The sequence below is a fragment of the Rhodoferax sp. U11-2br genome, from assembly GCF_018619435.1.
Lineage (GTDB): Bacteria > Pseudomonadota > Gammaproteobacteria > Burkholderiales > Burkholderiaceae_C > Rhodoferax.
Map to the genome: position 1 here is coordinate 49,344 of NZ_JAHFZF010000014.1, position 20,337 is coordinate 69,680.

General features: G+C 61.2%; 17 protein-coding genes, 1 tRNA gene and 1 pseudogene. 7 read left to right on the forward strand and 12 right to left on the reverse strand.

The annotated features are described in order from the left end of the window. Nucleotides 1-3: 3 nt before the first annotated feature. Nucleotides 4-1,407, reverse strand: coding sequence for an ethanolamine permease (gene eat, locus KKO72_RS10840; protein WP_214938138.1), 1,404 nt, complete (start codon nt 1,405-1,407; stop codon nt 4-6). Between the two features lie 205 nt (nt 1,408-1,612). Between eat and KKO72_RS10845 the strand changes: the two genes are divergently transcribed. The 5 genes from KKO72_RS10845 (at nt 1,613) to KKO72_RS10865 (ending at nt 5,149) form a co-directional block, all read left to right on the forward strand. Next, nucleotides 1,613-2,602, forward strand: a complete 990-nt coding sequence (locus KKO72_RS10845) for a helix-turn-helix domain-containing protein (RefSeq protein ID WP_214938140.1) — start codon at nt 1,613-1,615, stop codon at nt 2,600-2,602. 57 nt (nt 2,603-2,659) lie between these two features. Continuing rightward, nucleotides 2,660-3,226: a phosphatidylglycerophosphatase A gene (locus KKO72_RS10850; protein WP_214938142.1), complete on the forward strand. Its 567-nt coding sequence runs from the start codon at nt 2,660-2,662 to the stop codon at nt 3,224-3,226. Continuing rightward, nucleotides 3,226-3,729 carry a CinA family protein gene (locus KKO72_RS10855; protein ID WP_214938143.1) on the forward strand — a complete coding sequence of 168 codons (504 nt, stop codon included), beginning with the start codon at nt 3,226-3,228 and terminating at the stop codon, nt 3,727-3,729. The genes KKO72_RS10850 and KKO72_RS10855 overlap by 1 nt, the downstream gene beginning before the upstream one ends. Before the next feature lie 40 nt (nt 3,730-3,769). After that, nucleotides 3,770-4,459, forward strand: coding sequence for an OB-fold nucleic acid binding domain-containing protein (locus tag KKO72_RS10860; protein WP_214938145.1), 690 nt, complete (start codon nt 3,770-3,772; stop codon nt 4,457-4,459). A gap of 93 nt (nt 4,460-4,552) precedes the next feature. Beyond that, nucleotides 4,553-5,149, forward strand: a complete 597-nt coding sequence (locus KKO72_RS10865) for a LysE/ArgO family amino acid transporter (protein WP_214938147.1) — start codon at nt 4,553-4,555, stop codon at nt 5,147-5,149. Between the two features lie 3 nt (nt 5,150-5,152). Here KKO72_RS10865 and KKO72_RS10870 read toward each other — a convergent pair whose 3' ends face one another. Further along, the gene (locus tag KKO72_RS10870; RefSeq protein ID WP_214938149.1) at nt 5,153-7,219 is read right to left on the reverse strand and encodes a molybdopterin-dependent oxidoreductase; all 2,067 of its coding nucleotides are present in this window, start codon (nt 7,217-7,219) and stop codon (nt 5,153-5,155) included. Between the two features lie 497 nt (nt 7,220-7,716). On the opposite strand from KKO72_RS10870, the gene KKO72_RS10875 reads away from it, so the two are divergent. Continuing rightward, nucleotides 7,717-8,919, forward strand: coding sequence for a M20 aminoacylase family protein (locus tag KKO72_RS10875; protein ID WP_214938151.1), 1,203 nt, complete (start codon nt 7,717-7,719; stop codon nt 8,917-8,919). A gap of 153 nt (nt 8,920-9,072) precedes the next feature. Here the strand turns inward: KKO72_RS10875 and KKO72_RS21270 are convergent, their stop codons facing one another. The 4 genes and pseudogenes from KKO72_RS21270 to KKO72_RS20995 form a co-directional block, all read right to left on the reverse strand. After that, nucleotides 9,073-10,650: a methyl-accepting chemotaxis protein gene (locus KKO72_RS21270; RefSeq protein ID WP_214938153.1), complete on the reverse strand. Its 1,578-nt coding sequence runs from the start codon at nt 10,648-10,650 to the stop codon at nt 9,073-9,075. A 175-nt stretch (nt 10,651-10,825) separates the two neighbouring features. Beyond that, a complete protein-coding gene (locus tag KKO72_RS10885) occupies nt 10,826-11,593 on the reverse strand; it encodes a type III pantothenate kinase (RefSeq protein ID WP_214938155.1) in 768 nt (255 codons plus the stop codon). A 186-nt stretch (nt 11,594-11,779) separates the two neighbouring features. Continuing rightward, entirely contained in the window at nt 11,780-12,217 is a 438-nt protein-coding gene (locus KKO72_RS20990) for a rhodanese-like domain-containing protein (RefSeq protein WP_251140593.1), read from the reverse strand. Between the two features lie 174 nt (nt 12,218-12,391). Further along, a pseudogene (locus KKO72_RS20995) lies at nt 12,392-12,973 on the reverse strand (MBL fold metallo-hydrolase); the annotation flags it as partial. Between the two features lie 98 nt (nt 12,974-13,071). Here KKO72_RS20995 and icmF point away from each other — a divergent pair. Continuing rightward, nucleotides 13,072-16,392: a fused isobutyryl-CoA mutase/GTPase IcmF gene (gene icmF, locus KKO72_RS10895; protein WP_214938159.1), complete on the forward strand. Its 3,321-nt coding sequence runs from the start codon at nt 13,072-13,074 to the stop codon at nt 16,390-16,392. Nucleotides 16,393-16,520: 128 nt separating this feature from the next. On the opposite strand, the gene KKO72_RS10900 is transcribed toward icmF, so the two are convergent. The 6 genes from KKO72_RS10900 to KKO72_RS10925 form a co-directional block, all read right to left on the reverse strand. Continuing rightward, nucleotides 16,521-16,688, reverse strand: a complete 168-nt coding sequence (locus tag KKO72_RS10900) for a hypothetical protein (RefSeq protein WP_169906443.1) — start codon at nt 16,686-16,688, stop codon at nt 16,521-16,523. 126 nt (nt 16,689-16,814) lie between these two features. Continuing rightward, a complete protein-coding gene (locus tag KKO72_RS10905) occupies nt 16,815-18,176 on the reverse strand; it encodes a PTS transporter subunit IIC (RefSeq protein WP_214938161.1) in 1,362 nt (453 codons plus the stop codon). 148 nt (nt 18,177-18,324) lie between these two features. Then, nucleotides 18,325-19,371, reverse strand: a complete 1,047-nt coding sequence (locus tag KKO72_RS10910; RefSeq protein WP_214938163.1) for a homocysteine S-methyltransferase family protein — start codon at nt 19,369-19,371, stop codon at nt 18,325-18,327. Between the two features lie 83 nt (nt 19,372-19,454). Then, nucleotides 19,455-19,679: a zinc ribbon domain-containing protein gene (locus KKO72_RS10915; RefSeq protein WP_214938165.1), complete on the reverse strand. Its 225-nt coding sequence runs from the start codon at nt 19,677-19,679 to the stop codon at nt 19,455-19,457. A gap of 111 nt (nt 19,680-19,790) precedes the next feature. After that, entirely contained in the window at nt 19,791-20,021 is a 231-nt protein-coding gene (locus KKO72_RS10920) for a hypothetical protein (RefSeq protein WP_214938167.1), read from the reverse strand. Nucleotides 20,022-20,258: 237 nt separating this feature from the next. Continuing rightward, nucleotides 20,259-20,334 (reverse strand) — tRNA-Gly (locus KKO72_RS10925). Nucleotides 20,335-20,337: the final 3 nt, after the last annotated feature.

The window sequence follows — 20,337 nt, forward strand, 5'->3', positions numbered from 1 at the left end:
AGCTCAGGTTGGATCTGCAGCCAGGCTGTTCAGGGCGATGGCCTTGCTGCGGTGGTGGCTGGTCATCAGGAAATAGCCGTAACCGATGGCCAAAAAGCCCAGAAAAAGACCAAAAATCAAGGGGTTGTAATAAATCATTGTAGCCATGCACACCGCGGCACCCAGCAGCGCAAAGGCCGGGAAATACGGGTAAAACGGTGCCTTGAACGGGCGCACCATGTCAGGTGCGGTGCGGCGCAACTGGAACAGGCTCAGCATGCTGATGATGTACATCAGGATCGCGCCAAACACCGACATGGTGACGATGTTGGCGGTCAGAGTGTTGCCACCAATCTTGATCAACTCGTCGCTGTAGATGGCAGCAATACCGATCACACCACCAGCCAGAATCGCGCGGTGGGGTGTCTTGAAACGTGGGTGTAACTTGGCAAAAAACGGCGGCAAATACCCCTCACGCGACAGCGCATAAATCTGGCGTGAATACCCCAGAATGATGCCGTGGAACGATGCCACCAGACCAAACAGGCCCAGCCACACCAGCATGTGCAACCAGCCGCTGTTTTCACCCACAATCATCTTCATGGCCTGCGGCAGTGGGTCGTTGATGTTGGAGAGTTTGGTCCAGTCGCCAGCACCACCGGCAAACACCATCACCCCAATGGCCAGCACCACCAGGGTCAGGATGCCCGCGATGTAAGCAATCGGAATCGAGCGCTTGGGGTCTTTGGCTTCTTCAGCGGCCATGGCCACCCCTTCAATCGCCAGGAAGAACCAGATCGCAAACGGTATTGCGGCAAACATGCCGGGAATCGCCGCCAGGCTGAAACCATCCTGCCCGGACCAGCCTCCCTTGGTGAAATTGGCCATCGAGAAGCCCGGTGACACCACGCCCATGAACACCAGCAGCTCAAAAATGGCGAGCAGCGTCACCGCCAGCTCAAAGGTGGCGGCAATCTGGACCCCGATGATGTTGAGCGTCATGAACACCACATACGCCCCGAGCGCGGCGAGTTTGGGGTCCAGCGCCGGAAACTGCACGTTCAGGTAAGCCCCAATCGCCAGTGAAATCGCGGGTGGCGCAAACACAAACTCAATCAAGGTGGCGGCACCGGCAAGGTAACCACCCACCGGGCCAAAGGCGCGTTTGCTGTAGGCAAACGGGCCACCGGCGTGCGGGATCGAGGTGGTCAGCTCGGTGAAGCTGAAGATGAAGGTGGCGTACATCGCCGCGATGAACAGCGAGGTGACGGTGAAGCCCAGCGTGCCGGCCGAGGCCCAGCCAAAGCTCCAGCCAAAGTATTCACCAGAGATCACCAGGCCCACGGCGATACCCCAGAGTTGCAGGGTGCTGAGCACCGGTTTGAGCACATGGGTGCCACTGTGGTGAGAAGGGTCCAACGGATTCATTTTTGGGTACTCCAATCAAGTTCAAAGTGCTTGCAGGAAGAAGAAGGGTGTGGGCATGGGGTTTGCTTGTGGTGATCTTTATCCAGACCCGCTTTTTGGCGTTATCGAAATTCGGCAAAGTTGCCTTGATGCACTTCACACGTCTTGCCAGCAGCGGTGCGCCGGGATGCCCCCCAACCATCCGACTCATGAGGACGCACACACCATGGTTTCAGCCTCTTCCTGTGTAACCACCAGCCCCCTGGCCGCTGATGCGCCAATTGCGGGCAAAACGCACCAGATTCGCACCATCCAGGCTTTTGATGCCGACGAACACGCCCACAACCTGACCGACTGGGAACAAAGTTACGACCAGATCACGCCGGGCCACTTTCATGGCCGCCTGACCGAGCTGCAACTGCCCCAGATGCAGGTGTTTCGTGAGGACACCAGCCAGGCGGTGCACCAGTCCTGCTGCGTCTGGCCCGACACCTTCTGGTTTGGCCTGCCGGTGCAGACGGGTCAGACCCGCATCAATGGCCGACTGGTCGGCCCACATAGCATCATGGTGCGCCCGGGCCACTGCGAGTTTGAGTTACAGACGCCGTCTGACTATGTCATCTACGGCATCGTCATGCGCCAGGACAACTTGCAGCATGCCGCCGAGCGGGGTGGCTGCTTGATCGACTGGGCAAAGCTGGCCCAGGCCGAAGTGATGCAGGTGGCGCCCCACCCTCACCAGCGCCTGCTACAAAGGCTGGCCGGGCTGCTGCAGCACGACGGCCCCTACACGGACCCGGCCTGGCGCCAGCAGCTTCTACTCAACGCGCTGCTGGCACTGCTGGACACCAGCAAGGTGGACCCCGCCGTCAGCAACAGCTTTCAGCGCCGCCAGCGCATCGTGGCCAAGGCGCGCGATCTGGTGCTGTCGCAACACGACCAGACGCTGACGGTGCCAGAGCTGTGTGAGCGCCTGTTTGTCAGCCGCCGGACTCTGCAGTATTGTTTTGAGGATGTGCTGGGCATGAGTCCGATGCAGTACCTTCGCCTGGTCCGCCTCAACACCGCGCGCCGGAGGCTGCGGCAAAGCAGCGCCCAGCCCGTCAGCGTGCAAGACGTGGCAGCCGACCTGGGCTTCTGGCACGTCAGCCAGTTCTCCTGCGATTACCGCAAACTGTTTGGGCAGACACCATCCCAGTCCAGGCAAATGCATTGACCGGCACACCCGCCTGCGTGATGGTCGGGGGCCAAACACACGCGGGATAATCGTGTGATGCAGATCACCCCGGATGACACCCAGGACAGCGCCGCGCCGCGTGCGCCCGTGGCCCCCAGCGCACGTTTCATGATGGCGCACCCGGCCCATGTGCTGGCGCTGGGTTTGGGCTCGGGGTTAAGCCCCAAGGCGCCCGGCACCGCTGGCACCTTGTGGGCCTGGCTCAGTTTTGCGCTGCTGCACAACCGCCTGTCCGACCCGCAATGGGGGCTGCTGATTGGCCTGGGGACTCTGGTGGGCTGGTGGGCCTGCAGCGTGACCGCGCGCAACATGCGGGTGCTGGACCCTGGCAGCATCGTCTGGGACGAGGTGGTCGCCTTCTGGCTGGTGCTGTGGCTGGCCAGCCCGATGGGCTGGTGGGCGCAGGTGGCGGCGTTTGTCCTGTTCCGGTTTTTTGATGCGGTCAAACCCGGCCCGGTGGCCTGGGCCGACCAGCTGTTTCATGACGTGGACCCAGCCACCGACCCAGGCGCCTGGCGCAAAGCCGGCTGGGGCATCATGCTCGACGATCTGGTGGCGGCGTGTTGTACGCTGCTGGTGATTGCGCTATGGCGGGTGTGGTGATGCCTGACTTACTCTCAAATCAAGAGCCATCAGCCCAGCTTGTATGCGGGCTAGTGGCCGATTTCTTATCTAAGAAACAGTGGATGCTGGCCACCGCCGAGAGCTGCACCGGTGGCCTGATTGCCGCTGCCTGCACCGACCTGGCGGGCTCGAGCCTGTGGTTTGAGCGTGGTTTTGTGAGCTACTCCAATGCCGCCAAGACCGAGCTGCTGGGTGTGCCCGCCAAGCTGATTGCGCAACATGGCGCGGTCAGTGAACCCGTGGCGCGCGCCATGGCAACGGGTGCGCTGGCCCATTCACACGCCCAGGTGGCGGTGGCCGTGACCGGTGTGGCCGGGCCCGGCGGTGGCAGCGTGGACAAACCGGTGGGCACCGTGTGGTTCGGCTGGGCCACACCAAGCGGCCTGTTCAGCGAGAGCCAACACTTTGCCGGTGACCGCGCCGCCGTGCGGGCCGCCACGGTGCAGCATGCGCTGACCCGACTGCTGGCGCTGCTGACATAAGCCCCCTCGACCTCACACCTTTTGTTGTTGGAAACCTGCCATGACATCCCTCAAAACCCTGGCCCTGTTGACCCTTTTGACGACCTCAACCCTGTGCAACAGCTGGGCCGCAGGCCCCGGCCCGGCTGCGACCAACCTGTTGACCGGTGAGGTGCTGGAGGTGAAAGACGTCGAGAGTTACACCTACCTGCGCCTCAAAACCCAGGACGGTGAAACCTGGGCGGCCGTGGGCAAAGCGACCGTCAAAACCGGCAGCCAGGTGCGCATCGAAAACCCGATGGTGATGGCCAACTTTGAGAGCAAGGCGCTGCACAAGACCTTCAAGACCATCGTGTTTGGCAACCTGGTCCAGATCCCCAGCATCATGCACATGGCGCCCGCGCCCACAACAAACCTGGGCCCGATCAAGGTGGCCAAAGCCAGCGGCGCCAATACCTACACAGTGGCCGAGCTGATCAGCCAGGCCAGCAGCCTCAAGGACAAAGCGGTCACCCTGCGTGGCCAGGTGGTCAAGTTCAACCCCGAGATCATGGGCAAAAACTGGATTCACCTGCAGGACGGCAGTGGCAGCGTGGCCGCCCAGACCCACGACCTGCTAGTCACCAGCCGCGCCACGGCCCAGGTCGGTGATGTGGTCACGGTCTCGGGCACGGTGCGCACCAACAAGGACTTTGCTGCGGGTTACAGCTACAAGGTCATGCTGGAAGACGCGCTGCTGACCAAGCCTTGATTGCTATATTTTCAGCAGCTACTAGCCCTCAATATACAAGGGCTACATGCTGATTTCATTGAAAACACCTGGGCATCTCGGCCCCCTCTTCCCATGGACTTTGTAAGCGGTTTTGCCACCGGCCTGGCGCTGATTGTGGCCATCGGTTCCCAGAATGCCTATGTACTGCGCTGCGGCATCCGGCGCCAGCATGTGCTGGCCCTGGTGCTGTTTTGTGCTCTGTCGGACGCGCTGCTGATCGTTGCTGGCATTGGCGGCGCCGGGGTGTTAATTCGCGGCAACACGCTGTTGATGGATGGGGCGCGTTATGGCGGCGCGTTGTTTCTGGCCAGTTATGGCGCGCTGGCCGCGCGGCGCAGCTGGTTGGGCAGCCAGATGCACCTGGACAACGCCGCGCCAGTGACCCTGGCCACCGCGCTGCTGGCCTGTTTTGGCTTCACCTTTTTGAACCCGCATGTGTATCTGGACACCGTGGTGTTACTCGGCGCGATTGCCAACCAGCGACCCGACCCGGGGCGCTGGGTCTTTGGCGCTGGGGCCATCAGCGCCAGCTTCTGCTGGTTTGCCGCGCTGGGTTTTGGGGCCCGTTACCTGGCCACGCTGTTCCAGACCACGCTGGCCTGGCGGGTCCTCGACGGCCTGATTGCACTGGTGATGGCCACGCTGGCAGCGATGCTGCTGGTTGGGTGAAGCTCAGGCGGCCTGCACGTCCACCAGACAGTCGTAAAAGGTCGGCGCGTTGCCCAGGTCGGTCAGCGCCTGGCTGGTGAGTTGGTTCACGTTGTGGCCATCCAGCCCGAACTTGCGCCACCAGACGCCCAGGCCCACCACCACACCGGGGCGCGCACGCGCGTTCAGGCTCAGGCGGCAGCGGTGTTCACCACGTGTGTTGAACACCCGCACCAGCGCACCGTCTTGCAGCTGGCGCTCGGCGGCATCGGCTGGGTGCATTTCCAGCAGCGGTTCACCTTCACTTTGGCGCAGGCTGCCCACATTGACAAAGCTGGAGTTCAAAAAGTTACGCGCGGGTGGCGAGATCATCGCCAGCGGGTAAGTTTGTGAACTGCCCGCAGACTCGTGGTTGGGCACATGGTCGGGCAAACCATCCAGGCCTTGATCGGCCAGGCGCTGGCTGAAAAACTCGCATTGGCCCGACGGTGTCGGAAACCCACCCTGGGCAAAGGGAGCCTCAGGCAAAGGCAGCGTGGCAAAACCCTGGTCCAGCAAGGTGTTGAAGTCGACCTTGTCGCCATAGGCTTGACGGCACAGGTCCTCGTCACTGTCGGTAAAACACGGCTCGGTGAAGCCCATACGACGGCTGAGTTCGCGAAAGATCTGGGTGTTGGGCCAGGCCTGGCCCACCGGCTCAATCGCCGGGCGATTGAGCAGCGCGTCTGTGTGGCCGTAGGCAGAATGCACGTCCCAGTGCTCGAGCTGGGTGGTGGCGGGCAACACATAGTCGGCGTAATCGGCGGTGTCGGTCTGGAAATGCTCCAGCACCACGGTGAACAAGTCCTCACGCGCAAAACCGGCCACCACCTTGGCTGAATCGGGGGCAATCGCCACCGGGTTGCTGTTGTAGACGATCAGCGCCTCGACCGCCGGGCCAAATTCCGGGCTGGCCGGGCGCAGCAAATCGTTGCCAATGGTCGCCATGTTGATGGTGCGTGATGGCCGCCCGGCGCGCAGGTCGGGCCGCTCCAGCGCCGCGCGCTGCACCGGAAAAGCGCCTGAGTTGCTCAGCAACACACCCCCAGCGCGGTGCCGCCAGGCACCAATCAGCGCGGGCAACAGGGCAATCAGGCGCACCGCGTTGCCACCACCATGCACCCGCTGCAGGCCGTAGTTCATACGAATGGCAGCAGCCTGGTCGCTGTTGGCAAACGCGCCGTAGTCCCGCGCCAGCGATTCGATCTGCGCGGCCTCGATACCACACACCGCAGCGGCACGCTCGGGCGGCCACGCCAAGGCGCGCTCGCGCATCTGCTCCCAGCCCAGGGTGTGGCGCGCCAGGTAGTCGTGGTCGAGCCAGTCGTGAACAATCAGCTGCTGCATGATGGATAGCGCCAAAGCCCCGTCTGTTCCGGGCAAGAGGGCAATATGTTCATGGCACTTGTCGGCGGTTTCACTCTTGCGCGGGTCGATGCAGATGAGCTTGGCGCCATCGCGTTTGGCCTGGCTGGCGTAGCGCCAGAAATGCAGGTTGCTGGTGATCGAGTTGCTGCCCCAGATCAGGATCAGCTTGGACTCCGCAAAAAACTCGACCCGCATACCAACCTTGCCACCCAGTGTGTGCACCAGCCCCACGCCACCGGCCGCGGCGCAGATGGTGCGCTCCAGTTGGGACGCGCCAAGTTTGTTGAAAAAACGCCCGGCGATGCTCTCGCCCTGCACCAGACCCATGGTGCCCGCGTAGCTGTAGGGCAAGATGGCCTGCGGGTCACGCGCCGCAATAACCTTCAGGCGCGCTGCGATGTCGTCCAACGCCTCATCCCAGCTCACCGGCGCAAACTGGCCCGAACCTTTGGGTCCAACGCGTTTCATCGGCTGCAGCAGGCGATCCGGGTGGTAGGTGCGTTCGGTGTAACGCGACACCTTGGTGCACAGGCTGCCCCCGGTGTGCGGGTGCGCCGGGTTGCCCTGCACCTTGATCGCCACGCCGTTTTCCACCGTGGTCAGCAGGGAACAGGTGTCAGGGCAGTCGTGGGGGCAGGCGCCTCTGACTTGGAAGGAATGGGGGGCGGTGGTGCTGTGGGGCATGGCAGGCTTTTGAATGGCGAAATGGGTGAAAGAGCATATCCGGCTTTGGATACGTCTCTTGCAGAAAGGGTGGCTTTGGGCCCAGCGCGTGCGGCGGCGGGTGGCATGGAGGCAGACCGAGCCAGGCGCCTCATACTGGGGTACCAGAAATCGGCGCCCAGCCCGGTCCGCCCCCATGCTGCAAACGGTTGTGGTGTGCAAAAAGACTGAAAACCAGATACTGGCCCCAAAGCGACGGCGGCACCAGTTCATTGGTTTCGGTATTCCAGCTCGGCGCTCACAAGCCGCAGTTCAAGCCGGGGCGGGTATGGCCAGGGGCCGATTTCTGGTACCCCAGTATGAGGCCCCTGGCCATACCCGCCCCGGCGCACCAACACCGCTGGATGAACAGAACCAACGGAACAAGCACCAACAGCATCACCAACAAGAAGGACTCAGCACCCGCTTCATAATGCCATCACTGCCCTTCGGCCTAACTGCAACCTGCCCAGCCCGCCATGAAACTCATCGACGCCATCACCCAAAACAGCCCCAACATTGCGACCTTGCGACGCGACATCCACGCCCACCCGGAGCTGTGTTTTAAAGAAGTCCGCACCGCCGACTTGGTGGCGACCAAACTCACCGAATGGGGCATCCCCGTGCACCGCGGCCTGGGCACCACCGGCGTGGTGGGCATCCTGGACGGGCGCGACGGCGGCGCCTGTGGCCACGCGCTGGGCCTGCGTGCCGACATGGACGCGCTGCCGATGCAAGAGCTCAACACCTTTGCCCACGCCAGCACCCACCCCGGCAAAATGCACGCCTGCGGCCACGACGGCCACACCGCGATGCTGCTGGCGGCGGCCCAATACCTCAGTAGCCACCGCGACTTTGACGGCACCGTCTACCTGATCTTCCAACCCGCCGAAGAAGGCGGCGGCGGCGCACGCGAGATGATCAAGGACGGTCTGTTTGAGCAATTTCCGATGCAGGCTGTGTTTGGCCTGCACAACTGGCCCGGTTACGAGAGCGGCAGCTTTGCCGCGAGTTCAGGGCCAGTGATGGCCTCGAGCAACGAATTCAAGATCACCGTGCGCGGCAAAGGCGGCCACGCGGCGATCCCGCACAACACGCTCGACCCGGTGCCGGTGGCCTGCCAACTGGTGCAGGGTTTTCAGAGCATCATCAGCCGCAATATCAAACCGATTGACGCTGGCGTGATCTCGGTCACCATGATCCACGCCGGTGAAGCCACCAACGTGATCCCCAACAGCTGCGAGTTGCAGGGCACGGTGCGCACCTTCTCCTTCGAGGTGCTGGACCTGATTGAACAACGCATGAAGGACATGACTGAACAGCTGTGCGCCGCGTTTGGCCTGAGCGCCGACTTCGACTTCCACCGCAACTACCCGCCCACCATCAACAGCGCGGCCGAGGCCGAGTTTTGCCGACAGGTGATGGCCGAGATCGTGGGGCCCGACAAGGTGCAGGTGCAGGAGCCGACCATGGGGGCGGAAGACTTCTCCTACATGCTGCTGCAAAAGCCAGGCTGTTACGCCTTCATCGCCAACGGCGACGGCAGCCACCGCGAGCTGGGCCATGGTGCCGGCCCCTGTGTGTTGCACAACGCCAGTTATGACTTCAACGACGCATTGTTGCCGCTGGGTGCGACCTACTGGGTACGGCTGGCGCAGCGCTGGCTGAGCCAAGCCGGGTAGCCCCTGGGCTGATCGATATCAGCGAGCTATATAAAAAGTAGCTATCAGCCTTTTATGCAAAAGGGCTAGAGGCCATTTTTACATCAATCCCGACATTCAACTATCAGAGAACTGGCCCGCGGGGACCTGACCGTTGACGCAGCCGCAGCCAAGTCACCGCAACAGCGGCCGGGTTCCCACGGTGGATGCCAGGTGAAACACCGAAACCGCTTGCTCCAGCTCTTGTGCCTGGCGGCGCATGGAGTCTGCGGCGGCAGCGGCCTGCTCGACCAGGGCAGCGTTTTGCTGGGTCATCTGATCGATTTCACTGACCGAGTCACCCACATGGGTTATGCCACGCCCCTGTTCTTCGGTGGCTTCACTGATCTGGGACACCAAGGCACTGACCCGTTTCACCGCTTGCATGATGTCGTCCATGGTGCGTCCGGCGCCTTCAACCTGCTCGCTGCCCACGCGCACCTTGTCACTGGAGTCTGAGATCAGGGTCTTGATTTCCTTGGCTGCCTGCGCAGACCTCTGCGCCAGTGTGCGCACCTCGCCCGCCACAACCGCAAAACCACGCCCTTGTTCACCCGCACGTGCCGCTTCCACCGCCGCATTGAGTGCCAGGATATTGGTCTGAAAAGCAATGCCATCGATCACCGCAATGATCTCTTCGATGCGGTGTGAGGCGCTGTTGATCTCGCTCATGGTGGTCACCACACGGGACACCGCCTCGCCTCCACGCTGCGCCACCAGGCTGGCTTCCTGCGAGAGCGTGTTGGCCTGTCGTGCGTGGTCGGCATTCTGGCGCACCGACTGGGTGATTTCGTCCATGGCGGAGGCCACCTGCTGCACGTTGCTGGCCTGCTGCTCGGTCCGGTGTGACAAGTCGTTGTTGCCCTGCGAGATTTCAGTGGAGGCGGTGGCGATGCTGTTGGTGCCTTGGCGCACCTGGTAAACGATGCGCTCCAGGGAGCTGGTCATCTCACCCATATTGCGCATCAGCTCGGCGAACTCGTCATGCCCCTGCACTTGCGGCTGTTGGCTCAAATCCCCCCCGGCAACCGCCCGGGCCACCGATACCGCTGCGTCGAGCGAGTGTTTGATGTGCCGCGTCACGCCCAAGGCCATCCACAAACCCAGCAAACCCAACACCACAGCAATCCCCAGCTGCCACAGGGCCCGTTGACGCGCCTGCGTCTTGACTTCTGCCACCTTGGCATCCATCAAGCTGCGTTGCAGCGCGGAAAAGGCGGCGATGTGTTCGTTGTAACTTTTTTGGGCCGGGACAAAGCCTTCATCAAACGCTTTGACAGCACCGTCCACATCGCCACTTTTGCGCAGTTCTGCCATTTGCCCCAAAGACTTGAGCAAGGCCTCACGCTTGGGTGTCATGGCGTCAAACCAGGCTTTCTCTTCCTCAGAGGTGGACACCTCGCGAATCTGGTTGAACATGGCGCCCACCGCCTTGACCAAAGGGCCAATTTCAGGACCAAACAGCTGCGCCAGTGCGGGGTCGGTTGACCGGTTGACCGCCATCAGACGCACGGTGGTTTCCTGTGACAGCGCCTTCCAGGTCTCCGTCAAACGTAATTTTTCCAGGTCGCTGCTGACCAGTTGGTCCATCGCCCGGGCGGACTGCTGTTGCTGCAACAATGCCAGACCGGCGCTGGCAAACAACAGGATCAACAAGGCGCCAAATGTCACCGTCAACCGAGCCATGACGCTCAAACCAGATAGAAATTTCATGCGCACTTTCCGCTTCAGTGTTCAGAGTACCCCGACCGTCCTCAGGGCTCAGCGGGATGGCGAGGCATTGGGTTTAACTTCCGTTGCAGTTCAGGCTTTGTGGCCCGTGGGGGCAAAAACCAAACCCGGCGAATGTAGCGTCAAAGCCCCAAATATGGCAAGCCATTCGCTGCGGTCAGTGGCCAAAGCGCCGCTCAGCCATTTCCAGCAGGCCATCAAACAGCAGGTTGTCCACCAGCTCAAAAGGCTGGGTCATGCTGGGCGCCACCTTCCAACCGGCGCCACCGGTCATCAGACACAAAGGCTCGGCGCCACAGTGTTTGCGCACATGCTGCAGCATCCGATCCACCGCACCCACAATCGCAAAGGTGCCGCCGCTGGTGAGTGCGTCGCTGGTGTTGGTGGGGAAATCGACCACATTGCCGGTCGGCACACTCAGGCCTGCGGTGCCGGACTCCATAGCGCGCAACATGATGCCGTGACCGGGCAAAATCAGGCCGCCCAGAAAACGGCCCGTGGCGTCCAGCGCATCCACGGTGACGGCCGTGCCGACCATCACCACCACCATCGGCCGCGCCGGGCCTTGGGCCAGGCCACGGTGCCAGGCGCCGATCATCGCCACCCAGCGGTCGGCCCCCAGGCGCGCCGGGTAGTCGTAACCGTTGGTGACACCAGCCTCTTCGCTGCTGGCCACCACCCACTGGGCCGACACGTCCCACAGCTCCATCTGTTCTTCGACCCGGCGTTTGACCGCCTCACCGGCCACCAGGCAACCCAACACATGCTGCGGCGGCGGGATGCGTGACCAGTCACCTTCAGCCAGTGTTTCGATGTTGTCGAGGAATTGCACCCCCTGGGCCAGCACCGGCGCGTCGCGCCTGGGTGCAGCATGCAGGGCCCATTTCAGGCGGGTATTGCCCACGTCCATTGCCAAAAAAGTCATGCCGGGGATTATCAGCACAAACCCGCTGTCCATTGGCACGACGGCCAGGCCCACAGGCCCTGACATCGTGTCAGTTGAGCTAGCTCAATAAAGCAGCGCCTGTTTGTGTCGGGTTGGGCTTCGACAGGCTCAGTCCAAACTGACAGCCCACCACCGCCGGACACAGATCAGCCGCGTTAGCTGACACTAACTCTGGCGCCAAGGCAGGCCATGAAAGCGCCAGCCGCCGTGCCGGTTGCGCTGGGCGTGCTCATCCGGGTCACCTTCAAAACCTTCGAGGATGTTGTAGGCCTGCAGCCCCAGCTCGGTGGCACGCTGGGCCGCTGCGACCGAGCGCACCCCGCTGCGGCACAGCAACAGCACTTTTTGGCCTTCGGGCACGGAGGCCTGCAACTGCGCATCAAAGTCGGGGTTCATCACCATGCCGGGCCATTGTTTCCAGGCCACCGCCAGGGCACCCGGCACAAAACCAACCCAGGCGCGTTCGGCATCGGTGCGCACATCCACCAGAACTGCTTCACCTGACTCAAACCACTGCCAGGCCAAGGTGGGTGACACGTCACCTGCGTAACCGGCAGCCGGGCGCGGCAGCAGGCTCTCGGGCGCCGGGGTGTCGTGGCGCAGACCAGAGCGCAGGTTGGCAGGCACCGCTTCCTGGATGCGTTGGGGTGGCGGCAGTTTCAGCGCGTCCATGATGGCCACAAACTCGGCCAGGCTTTTGCCCGCCACCCGGGGGTTGCTGGCCTTTTCCTGGCCGATGCTGGATTGGGTTTTGCCCTGGTAATCGTGCCCGGGCCAGACGGTGGTGTCCTCGGGCAGTTTGAACAACACTTCGGTGAGGCTGTGGTACATCTGCGTCGCACTGCCGGACTGAAAGTCGGTGCGGCCACAGCCGTTGATCAGCAAGGTGTCACCGGTAAAGACGTGGTTGTGCCAGACAAAACTCATGCTGCCTGCGGTGTGGCCCGGCGTGTGCAGGGCGCGGATTTGTTCAGCGCCAAAGTCCAGCATATCCCCGTCCTGCAGCTGCACCGACGCGGTGCTGATGCCACAGCCTGCGGGTGCGGTGGTTTTGGCACCCGCCAGTTCGGCCAACTGGCCTGCGCTGGTGATGTGGTCGGCATGGGCATGGGTTTCGAGCGCCCAGATCAGTTTGAGGCCATGCTCGCGTAACACCTGCAGATCACGCGCGATCTGGGTGTCCACCGGGTCGATGATCACGGCATCACGGCTGGCCGGGTCAAACAGGACGTAGGTGTAGGTGCTGGAGGCGGTGTCAAAAAGCTGGATGGGTGTCATGGCATCAGGTCCGAGGGTGTTCAAGGCAGTGGCTGGCGACCACATGGCAATGTAACGCGAAAGCACCGTTTCAAGTACCATGCGCACCAGATTGACGTTGACGTCAACGTCAAGTCAGTTCAAACCGATGAAATCGCGGTTTGAACCTTACAACGATAAGTACCCGACTGGAGACACCCATGACCGACCTGTCCACCGACCTCAAGGCCCTGGCCCACTACCGGCCGACCCACAAAGTGCGTTTTGTCACCGCGGCCAGCCTGTTTGACGGGCACGACGCCTCGATCAACATCATGCGTCGCATCCTGCAAAGCATGGGCGCCGAGGTGATCCACCTGGGCCACAACCGCAGTGTGGACGAGGTGGTGACCGCCGCGCTGCAGGAAGATGCCCAGGGCATTGCCATCAGCTCCTACCAGGGCGGGCATGTGGAGTATTTCAAATACATGGTGGACCTGCTCAAGAGCCGGGGCGGCGCGCACATCCAGGTGTTTGGCGGCGGCGGCGGCGTGATTGTGCCCAGCGAGATTGCCGAGTTGCATGCCTATGGTGTGCAACACATCTTCAGCCCCGAAGACGGCCAGCGCATGGGCCTGGCCGGCATGATTGGTCAGATGGTGAAGTCGTGTGACCTAGACCTCACTGCATACGCGCCGACCCAGATCGAAGCTATCCAGGGCCACACTGACGCCAGTTGGCGTGCACTGGCACAACTCATCACCGCACTCGAGAACGAAAACGCCTCGGGAGTAGGTAAAGGCGAGTTTTCAGTGCCTTTTAAGGCTCTAGCCCTTGATATACAAGGGCTAGAAGCTACAAAAAATATACCTGTTCTGGGCATCACCGGCACCGGTGGTGCGGGCAAGTCGAGCCTGACCGACGAGCTGATACGCCGCCTGCGGCTTGACCAGAGTGACAGCCTGCGTGTGGCGGTGATCAGCATCGACCCGAGTCGGCGCAAGAGTGGTGGCGCGCTGCTGGGTGACCGCATCCGCATGAACGCCATCAGTCCATGGCAAAACGGCCCCAAGGTCTTCATGCGTTCCCTCGCCACCCGGGACTTTGGTTCAGAAATCAGCGCTGCCCTGCCCGACGTGCTGGCCGCCTGCAAGGTGGCTGGTTTCGATCTGATCATTGTGGAGACCTCGGGCATTGGCCAGGGTGACGCGGCCATCGTGCCGCATGTGGATGTGCCTTTGTATGTGATGACACCCGAGTTTGGCGCCGCCAGCCAGCTGGAAAAAATCGACATGCTGGACTTTGCCGAGTTTGTGGCCATCAACAAGTTTGACCGCAAGGGCGCCGTGGATGCACTGCGCGACGTGGCCAAACAGGTGCAGCGCAACCGCGAGGCCTTTAACGTGCCGCCCGAGCAGATGCCGGTGTTTGGCACCATGGCGGCACGCTTCAACGACGACGGCGTGACCGCGTTGTACCAGGCCCTGAAAGTGCGGCTGGCTGAACTCGGCCTGCCGCTGGGTGCCTCACACCTGCCCACGGTGGCGGTGCGCCACAGCACCAACCAGAGCCCGGTGGTGCCCGCCGCACGCACCCGCTACTTGGCCGACATTGCCGACACGGTGCGCGATTACAAGAAAAATGCCCGCGCCCAAGCCAAGCTGGCGCGTGAAATCCAGCAACTGCGCGCCGCCGCAACGATGCTGCAGGACAACGACACCAGCGCGGCGGCCGAGGCCGCCCAAAAGCTGGCCCAGCAACGCGAGCAGACCCAAGACCCCGCTGCCCACAAGCTGCTGGCCCAGTGGCCCGAGATGCAGCGAGCCTACGCGGGCGACGAATACGTGGTGAAGATCCGCGACAAGGAAATCCGCACCAGCCTCACCACCAAAAGCTTGAGCGGCACGCCCATCCGCAAGGTGTGTCTGCCGCAATACGAAGACCACGGCGAAATCCTGAAGTGGCTGATGCTCGACAACGTGCCGGGCAGCTACCCCTACACCGCCGGCACCTTCGCCTTCAAACGCGAGAACGAAGACCCGACGCGGATGTTCGCCGGGGAAGGCGACCCGTTTCGCACCAACAAACGCTTCAAGTTGCTCAGCTCAGGGCTGCCCGCCAAACGCCTGTCGACCGCGTTTGACTCGGTCACGCTCTACGGCAACGACCCCGATCCGCGTCCGGACATCTACGGCAAGGTCGGCAATTCGGGCGTGTCGATTGCAACGATTGACGATCTGAAAGTGCTGTACGGCGGTTTTGATTTGTGCAGCCCCAACACCAGCGTGAGCATGACCATCAATGGGCCAGCACCGAGCATCCTGGCCATGTTCATGAATGCTGCTATCGACCAGAACCTGGAAAAGTTCATCACCGACAACGGCCGCGAACCCACCGACACCGAGGCGCAGAAGATACGTGAATGGGTGCTGGCCAATGTGCGCGGCACGGTGCAGGCCGACATCCTCAAAGAAGACCAGGGCCAGAACACCTGCATCTTCAGCACCGAGTTCAGCCTCAAGGTCATGGGAGACATCGCCAGCTACTTTGTGCACCACAACGTGCGCAACTTCTACAGCGTGAGCATCAGTGGTTACCACATCGCCGAGGCCGGCGCCAACCCGATCAGCCAGTTGGCGTTCACACTCTCCAACGGTTTCACCTATGTCGAAGCCTATCTGGCGCGCGGCATGCACATCGACGACTTTGCGCCGAACCTGAGCTTCTTCTTCAGCAACGGCATGGACCCCGAGTACACGGTGATGGGCCGTGTCGCGCGGCGCATCTGGGCGGTGGCGATGAAAGAGCGCTACGGCGCCAACGAGCGCAGCCAGAAGCTGAAATACCACATACAGACCAGCGGGCGCAGCCTGCACGCACAAGAAATCCAGTTCAACGACATCCGCACCACCTTGCAGGCGCTGATTGCCATCTACGACAACTGCAACAGCTTACACACCAACGCGTTTGACGAGGCCATCACCACACCAACCGAAGACTCGGTGCGCCGAGCGATGGCCATCCAGCTCATCATCAACCGCGAATGGGGCCTGGCCAAGAACGAGAACCCGTCACAGGGCGCGTTCATCATCGAAGAGCTGACCGAGTTGGTGGAAGAAGCGGTGTTGCTGGAGTTTGAGCGCATCACCGAGCGTGGTGGTGTGCTCGGTGCCATGGAAACCGGCTACCAGCGCGGCAAGATTCAGGACGAATCGATGACGTATGAGATGCTCAAACACACCGGCGAGTTGCCCATCATCGGTGTCAACACCTTCCGCAACCCGCATGGCGACCCGGTCAATGACAAGCTGGAGCTGGCGCGCTCCACCGACGAAGAAAAACAAAGCCAGCTCAGTCGCCTGGCCGACTTCCACACCCGCCATGCGGCCGAGGCACCGGCCCAGCTCAAACGCCTGCAGCAGGCCGTCATCGACAACCAGAATGTGTTTGAGGTGCTGATGGACGCGGTGCGTTGCTGCTCCCTGGGTCAGATCACCAATGCGCTGTTTGAGGTGGGTGGGCAATATCGGCGCAATATGTAAGGCCGATAGACTCTATTTTGCATAGCTACCAACCCTTTATAGATAAGGGCTAGAGGCCAAAAATGCATAAAAAAAACGGCCCGACTTGGGCCGTTTTTTGGCGCCGCATCAAGCGGCTAAAGCAGGGATCAGCCGCCTTTTTTGCAACGCTTGCCAGGGTTTTTCTTGTTGTTGGTGGCAACGCCGCGCTCCAGGCTGCGCATCTGGCCGTGGCCAGCGGTGTAGCACACGCCCTTGGGGGCAACAGGACGGGGCGTCGCTTTGCGGTCAGCTTCAGTACGAAATTCTTTGGCCATGATGAATGGGCTCCGGCAGGTTGGTAAAAGGGACGATTATCCTATTTTTTAGATTGGCTGTTCCCAAGCCAAAGACGAAGACCTCTCAAGCGCCCAAAAGCGGGCGATTGGTGCGTGATCAGCGCCTTACTTGGGGGTGCTGCTTTGAAAACGCCACCACACCATATAAATCGCCGCCAACAACAAAGGCAGCGACAGCATCGCCCACAACTCGCCCCGGTAGAGCGAATAAATCAGGAAACGCACCTGGTGCCCGCCGTCGGTAAACGCGGTGATCAGGCCCAGTCCGGCAGAATCAAAAGACGGTGTCTCTCTGGCCAGTTTGGTGTAGAGCGGCGCCATATTGGAAGCAATCAGCAAAAACGTGATGATGACCGGCACACCGGCCACCACCGCGCGAAACACATTGCCGCGAAAAATCAGCACCGACAAGGACATCACCGAGAACAGGTTGGGCAAATCCCCTAGCGGCAAGACTTTGTTACCAGGCAGCACCAGCGCAATCAGCACCGCCAGCATCATCAGAATCAGCCCGGTGACCATCACCGATTTGTGGTGCATCAGAAAACCGGTGTCCATCGCCACAATCAGATTTTTGCGATGTGGGAAAAACCGCGTCACCTGGTCGCGCAAGGCCACGGTCACCGGCATCATCGCATCACCAATCAGCCCGGCACTCTTGGGCAACAAGAACATCACCGCTGAAATGTGCACCGCCAATTCCAGCGTGGCACCCAAGTCATAACCTGCAGCTATGGCCAAAACCAAACCCATCACGGCACCAATGATCATCGGCTCACCCAGCATGTCCAGGCCACTGCCGGCCGACGGCTCGTCACCCTTGCTGTGGGGGTTGTAGTTCAGGTTTTTGAGCACCGGAATGCGATCCAGCAGCCAGTCCACACACACGGCGTAAGGCACCAGTCCGTTGACCGAGACTGGGGAGGCCGAAATACCCACCAGACCGGTTTCGCGCTCCACATCGGGCGCGGTCCATTCGGTCATCTTGAAACAAAACACCGCAATCACCAACACGGCTGACAAGCCCAGCGCCATACTGCCAGTGACCGACATCACCAGCGCACCCATCAACGCAAAATGCCAGTAGTTCCAGATGTCGATGTAAATGGTGCGGGTCCAGCCCAAAGCCAGCATGAGTAAATTGGCCACCAGCACCAGCGGGATCGAAATAGCCGCCAGCGGCGAGGCCCAGGTAATGGCAGCCAAAGGCGGCCAGCCCACGTCCAGCACCGGGAAACTCAGCCCGCGCACGCTGGTGAGTTGCTGCACCGCTGGGCTGATGTTGCTCACAAAGAAGTTGAAGGCAATAAACACCCCGGCAAAACCCGCAGCCAAGCTCACCGTGCTGAGCACCACCTGGCGCAGCGGCAACCGAACTGCCAGCGCAATGAAGAAGATGATGATGGGCAGCATCACATAGGCCTTGAAACTGAAAAAGGCCGTCAAAAATTCTTGGAGAGACTGCATGCTGTGCTTGGGTTCAATCAGGTGAAAAAGGAGCGGAGGCGGGCCTAGTCAGACCGGCGGCCAGACCAGCGTGTCTTTGGTCCAGCTCGCCGCAGGGGAGCATTGATGTCAGCAAGGCGTTGGGGGTGGCCGCCTGGGGCCATCCGTGTTAGGCCGCTTCCTTGTAAAACACGTTTTTTTGCAACGTGCGCCCAGCCATGGGCGCCACCTTGTCGTGGATGGCGCCAATGTGGGCGGGTGTGGTGCCGCAGCAGCCGCCCACAATGTTGACCAGACCTTCTGCGGCAAACTCACCCACAAGGCGGCTGGTCACATCCGGAGTTTCATCAAATCCGGTGTCGCTCATCGGGTTGGGCAAACCGGCATTGGGGTAACAGCTGATGAAGGTGTCGGGTGCGGCCTTGTTCAACTCCTGGATGTAGGGGCGCATGAGCGTGGCACCCAGGGCACAGTTCAGACCAATGGCCAGAGGCTGCGCATGGCGCACGCTGTGCCAGAAGGCAGTCACCGTCTGGCCGCTCAGAATCCGCCCCGAGGCGTCGGTCACGGTACCGCTGATCATGATCGGCAGGCGTTCACCACTGGCCTCAAAAAACTCGTCAATGGCAAACAATGCGGCCTTGGCGTTGAGGGTGTCAAAAATGGTTTCGACCAACAACACGTCCGCCCCACCCTGCACCAGCGCTTCCACCTGTTCGTAGTAGGAGGCGCGCAGCTCCTCAAACGTCACATTACGTGCACCCGGGTCGTTCACATCGGGGCTGATGCTGGCGGTTTTGGGCGTGGGGCCGAGCGCACCCAGCACAAAACGCGGTTTGTCAGGGGTCGAGAATTTGTCGCAAGCGGCGCGCGCCAGTTTGGCAGACGCCAAGTTCATCTCGAAGGCCAGATCCGCCATGTCATAGTCAGCCTGGGCGATACGGGTGGCGCCAAAGGTGTTGGTCTCGATCATGTCAGCACCCGCGGCCAGATACCGCTCGTGGATGTCGGTGATCACGTCCGGGCGGGTCAGGCTCAACAGCTCGTTGTTGCCTTTGACATCCTTGTGGAAGTCTTTGAAACGCGCACCCCTGTATTGGGTTTCGTCAAGCTTGAAGCGCTGGATCATGGTGCCCATGGCGCCATCAAGCACCAAGATACGTTGTTCAAGCAGGGCAGGCAGCTGTTGGGCGCGGGTATAGGTCAGGCGTGTCATAACGCTATTGTAGAAAGCCGTCTGCTATCTGGCTCTGCGCTGGCAGTTCACCCCGTTTGGCCCATGGACGTGCGGACGCGGATTCAATGCAGCGAACAGCCACCCGGTCCGGCCGCGTTCGGGCAGCCGCCACAGGGGCCCGGTGGCATAGCCGCCATGTCTGGGCCGGAGGCTGTGGTGGCAAACACCGACAGCTGTTTCTCGAGCGCTTTGGATTGGCAATTCGGGCATTCAGGCACGGTGTCTGAACGAACCAGGGCTTCAAACTTGTGACCGCAATCGCCGCAGGCGTATTCGTATATGGGCATGACAACTCCTTGTGTGGTGCGGAATTATCGATCTGCCGAAAGCCCATCCAGCACCGAAGCCAGACACCGACTCAAGACATGCTCAAACCGTGCGCAACGGCACAGGTAGGTCTACCACAGCAGAACGTTCAGAGCCCGTCCACTCACCTCCAGCGCCTGCGCCGTGTGGTTGTAGGCGATGCTGCCGTGTGTTTCGGCTTGCCTGGCATCACCGGCTTCGTGCAGCAATGCCGCCTGACGATGGTGCTTGACGGCTTTTTCCAGTTGTACGGCCGCTTCACGGTGGAGAAACTGCGGGGTCACGATGGACACCGGTGGAACGTTTGTATCTATATAGCTCATATGCACTCCAGGACAGGTCAAAAGACCATCGTAGAGTGAGGCTTTTGGGTTCACCGTGCGCCACCACACGCACGATCAAGGTCCTGACTGGGGCATGACCTTCGCCCCCCCCGCAGACCACTTATCCCTGAGCGCGCGCCAGCAAGGGGGCTCACGCACAGACACAGCGCCGGGTCTTTGTTACGTCTGGCGCCAGAAAGCAAAAAGCCCGTCGCAAGGACGGGCTTTTTAAACATATGGAGCGGGAAAAGAGGTTCGAACTCTCGACCTATACCTTGGCAAGGTATCGCTCTACCAACTGAGCTATTCCCGCATT

Excerpts from the sequence above, each read along its gene's own strand:
- KKO72_RS10885 (WP_214938155.1), bottom strand. The coding sequence starts at position 11,593 with ATGACTTTTTTGGCAATGGACGTGGGCAATACCCGCCTGAAATGGGCC.
- KKO72_RS10905 (WP_214938161.1), bottom strand. The coding sequence starts at position 18,176 with ATGCAGTCTCTCCAAGAATTTTTGACGGCCTTTTTCAGTTTCAAGGCC.
- KKO72_RS21270 (WP_214938153.1), bottom strand. The coding sequence starts at position 10,650 with ATGAAATTTCTATCTGGTTTGAGCGTCATGGCTCGGTTGACGGTGACA.
- KKO72_RS10900 (WP_169906443.1), bottom strand. The coding sequence starts at position 16,688 with ATGGCCAAAGAATTTCGTACTGAAGCTGACCGCAAAGCGACGCCCCGT.
- KKO72_RS10915 (WP_214938165.1), bottom strand. The coding sequence starts at position 19,679 with ATGCCCATATACGAATACGCCTGCGGCGATTGCGGTCACAAGTTTGAA.
- eat (WP_214938138.1), bottom strand. The coding sequence starts at position 1,407 with ATGAATCCGTTGGACCCTTCTCACCACAGTGGCACCCATGTGCTCAAA.
- icmF (WP_214938159.1), top strand. The coding sequence starts at position 13,072 with ATGACCGACCTGTCCACCGACCTCAAGGCCCTGGCCCACTACCGGCCG.
- KKO72_RS10870 (WP_214938149.1), bottom strand. The coding sequence starts at position 7,219 with ATGCCCCACAGCACCACCGCCCCCCATTCCTTCCAAGTCAGAGGCGCC.
- KKO72_RS10860 (WP_214938145.1), top strand. The coding sequence starts at position 3,770 with ATGACATCCCTCAAAACCCTGGCCCTGTTGACCCTTTTGACGACCTCA.
- KKO72_RS10920 (WP_214938167.1), bottom strand. The coding sequence starts at position 20,021 with ATGAGCTATATAGATACAAACGTTCCACCGGTGTCCATCGTGACCCCG.
- KKO72_RS10910 (WP_214938163.1), bottom strand. The coding sequence starts at position 19,371 with ATGACACGCCTGACCTATACCCGCGCCCAACAGCTGCCTGCCCTGCTT.
- KKO72_RS10875 (WP_214938151.1), top strand. The coding sequence starts at position 7,717 with ATGAAACTCATCGACGCCATCACCCAAAACAGCCCCAACATTGCGACC.
- KKO72_RS10845 (WP_214938140.1), top strand. The coding sequence starts at position 1,613 with ATGGTTTCAGCCTCTTCCTGTGTAACCACCAGCCCCCTGGCCGCTGAT.
- KKO72_RS10855 (WP_214938143.1), top strand. The coding sequence starts at position 3,226 with ATGCCTGACTTACTCTCAAATCAAGAGCCATCAGCCCAGCTTGTATGC.
- KKO72_RS10850 (WP_214938142.1), top strand. The coding sequence starts at position 2,660 with ATGCAGATCACCCCGGATGACACCCAGGACAGCGCCGCGCCGCGTGCG.
- KKO72_RS10865 (WP_214938147.1), top strand. The coding sequence starts at position 4,553 with ATGGACTTTGTAAGCGGTTTTGCCACCGGCCTGGCGCTGATTGTGGCC.